The 1,344-nt window shown below is 63.6% G+C and carries 1 protein-coding gene and 1 pseudogene; both read right to left on the reverse strand.

Annotated features, from left to right (window positions below):
- Positions 1 to 72: 72 nt before the first annotated feature.
- Positions 73 to 1,077 carry a recombinase family protein gene (locus ACTSKS_RS10995; protein WP_256836733.1) on the reverse strand — a complete coding sequence of 335 codons (1,005 nt, stop codon included), beginning with the start codon at positions 1,075 to 1,077 and terminating at the stop codon, positions 73 to 75.
- Positions 1,034 to 1,267: pseudogene (locus ACTSKS_RS11000) on the reverse strand (integrase core domain-containing protein); the annotation flags it as partial. The pseudogene ACTSKS_RS11000 and the gene ACTSKS_RS10995, both read right to left, overlap by 44 nt.
- Positions 1,268 to 1,344 lie beyond the last annotated feature (77 nt).

Consider the following 1,344-nt stretch of genomic DNA (forward strand, 5'->3'; position numbering starts at 1 on the left):
AGGAAGCTCACCCCTGTCGAGTTCGAGATGGTTCAATCAGTCCAGGCGGCTGCCGCCGCCTGATAACTCGTGTCAAGCAAACTCATGGCAGACCCGTTCGTTGTCTTCGTCGATGTAGACCTTGGTGAAGAAGGCTTGGTTGCACAGGCGCCGGTTGGCGTCGTCGCACCGTTGGTAGATGTCGGCGCAGTTGGCCAGGAGTCCGAGGGCGTCGTCGAGGTGGGCGCGGGCGTCGGCGTAGTCGCCTTGGTGGGCGTCGATACGCCGGTTGAGGCGGTCGAGTTCGCCCAGGATGCGGTCTTGTTCTCGTTTGAGGACGGGCAGCGGGATGGCGTCGGCGTAGTGGTCTTGCATGAGCCGGTCTCGGTGAGTGGTGAGGCGTTCGAGTTCGTCGGTCTCGGCGGCCATGAGTCGGTCGAACTCGTGGTGGAGCATCCCGGACAGGGCGTCGCGCTGGGCGGGGCTGATCTGTACGCGGGTGTAGTAGTCCTCGATCAGCTTCTCGACGTCTGCGATCAGGATCGCGCCGCGGGTGCAGTCGGTGCGTTTGGAGTGCCGACCGGAGCACACGAAGTAGCAGTAGACGTTGCCGTGTCGGTTCTTGGCGTTGGAGACGATCAGCCGCGATCCGCATTGTCCGCAGTGGATGGTGCCTTTGAGGTAGTGGTCGTGGGCCTGGGTGGCTTCGGCGGCGGTCTTGTGAGCGGTGAGCACGGACTGGACCTGGTACCAGACCTCGGATGGGACGAGCGCGGGGTGGGTGCCCTTATAGCGGGTGCCGCGATAGTCGACATTGCCCTTGTAGTACGGGTTGGTCAGCAGGCGATGTACCGAGGAGACCGCCAGCGGCTTCGATGGCCGCTTCGGGGTAGGCAGGCTGACCAGTCCGCGGGAGGTGAGTTCGTCGTGGAGCTGGCTGACGGTCCAGTTCCCCGAGGCGTAGGCCTTGAACGCCCACTCGATCAGGGGCGCTCGCTCGGGGTCGAGTTCGACGGTGCGGACTGAAGTGCCCTGGGTCTGATGGAGACTCGCGCTATTTGATTCCGACCAGCAGGTTGTGGTCGTCGGGGACAGCATAGAACGTGTTCTCGAACTCGGAGGGCGGGACGTCGCCAAGGTATCCGTGGAGGCACTGGGTGTTGTGCCAGTGCACCCATCCGAGCGTCGCGAGTTCGAGGTCCTCGACCGTCTTCCACGGCCCCGAGCGTGCGGGTCCGCGGACGAGTTCGGCCTTGTAGGAGCCGTTCACAGTCTCGGCGAGGGCGTTGATGCTCCTATAGTTGTCAACTCGCGATCTGACCGGTGCGAGGGTTGGTCTTCACGAGGTGGTATACCTCGCGGATC

Origin of the sequence: Micrococcus sp. TCR-5 (assembly GCF_052220525.1) — a bacterium.
GTDB lineage: Bacteria > Actinomycetota > Actinomycetes > Actinomycetales > Micrococcaceae > Micrococcus > Micrococcus luteus.

Coding starts and splice junctions, on each gene's coding strand:
- ACTSKS_RS10995 (WP_256836733.1), bottom strand. CDS start 1,077: ATGCTGTCCCCGACGACCACAACCTGCTGGTCGGAATCAAATAGCGCG.